This window comes from Tenacibaculum piscium (genome assembly GCF_021390755.1).
Taxonomy (GTDB): Bacteria; Bacteroidota; Bacteroidia; order Flavobacteriales; family Flavobacteriaceae; genus Polaribacter; species Polaribacter piscius.
This window is the reverse complement of record NZ_JAJGWR010000025.1, coordinates 1-1,539: the sequence shown is the minus strand read 5'-3', so window position 1 is coordinate 1,539 and position 1,539 is coordinate 1. Positions and strand designations below refer to the sequence as shown.

1 protein-coding gene is annotated in these 1,539 nt (G+C 31.2%); it reads left to right on the top strand.

Going from position 1 to position 1,539, the window contains the following annotated elements:
- Positions 1 to 1,407 (top strand): OmpA family protein (locus tag L0U72_RS11690; RefSeq protein ID WP_233899382.1); only part of this gene is annotated, 1,407 nt, incomplete at its 5' end.
- Between the last annotated feature and the right edge of the window lie 132 nt (positions 1,408 to 1,539).

Below are 1,539 nucleotides of genomic sequence, written 5' to 3'. Positions count from 1 at the left end.
AAGCTTTATAAATGGAATAAACAACCGTTTTTAAACATCTATAAAGCGAAGCAAAAAAACATGATTGCTAAGAAAATGTTGGATGTTGAAGAAGCAACAATGTTGGAGGATTTAAGCTCAAAATATCATGAATCAAATATAATTATCACCGAAAAAGGTAAAAAAGCCTATTTTACACGAGATAATTATGATGGTCGAAAATTAAAAGGTGATGAGGATCAAGTCTCACATCTTAAAATTTATAGTGCTGATAAAATAGGAGATTTTTGGGGAAATGTTCAAGAATTACCATTTAATAGTGATGCTTTTTCATGTGGTCATCCAGCGTTAAGTGCTGATGAAAAAACGTTGTATTTTGTATCAGATATGCCCAATGGATTTGGAGGTACAGATATCTATAAAGTAGCGATTTTAGAAAATAATAAGTTTGGGAAACCTGCGAATTTAGGAAAAGCAATCAATACGGAAAGTAGGGAAATGTTTCCTTTTATCGGAAAAGATAATGAGTTGTATTTTTCATCTGATGGTCATTTAGGTTTAGGAGCTTTGGATGTTTTTGAAGCAAAATATGATGGTGAAAATCATTTGAATCCAGTGAATTTAGGAAGTCCAATAAATGGAGCTTTTGATGATTTTTCCTTTGTGATAAACAAAGAACATTCGCACGGATTTTTCTCATCAAACAGAAAAGATGGAAAGGGAGATGATGATATTTATAGTTTTATCATTTATCAATGTAAAGAAGATATCAAAGGAATAATTAGTGATTCTCGTACAGGTGAACCAATCTCGAATGTTGTGGTTCAATTAATGAATCCTGCAGGAGAAGTGGTTTCTTCTATAAAAACAGGACGAACAGGTGCGTATCTTTTTGAACAAAAAGATTGTGAACATAATTTTGTAGTTGTAGCATCAAAAGATGGTTATAAAAATGTGAAAGAAGAAACGGAAACGCTTGATGTAAATCAACAAGATGTTGTTGTGAATCTTAATTTACAGTCATTAATAGTAGGAAATCAGATTGTAATCAATCCTATTTATTTTGATTTCGATAAGTCAAATATCCGAGAAGATGCGGAGTATGAATTAGAAGATATTGTAACGGTAATGAATACGTATCCAGAATTGGTCATTAAAATCGAATCGCATACGGATAGCCGAGGAGGTAAAGATTATAATAGGAATTTATCAGATCGCCGAGCAAAATCAACCCGTGATTATATAATTTCAAGAGGAATTGCATCAAATAGAATAGAAAGTGCGATTGGTTTTGGAGAAGATAATTTACTAAATCATTGTGATGATGCGAATAGTAGCAAGTGTAGTAAAGAAGAACATCAGAAAAACAGGCGTTCTTACTTTTACATCATCAAAGGAAATGAAAGTGTAAAGGCAATAAATGAGTAAGAAATCAGYAAAAAATAAATTATTAGTCAAAATAACAAAAACACGAAGCGAACTTCGTGTTTTTGTTATTTTGACTAATAATTTATTTTTTRCTGATTTCTTACTCATTTATTGCCTTTACACTTTCATTTC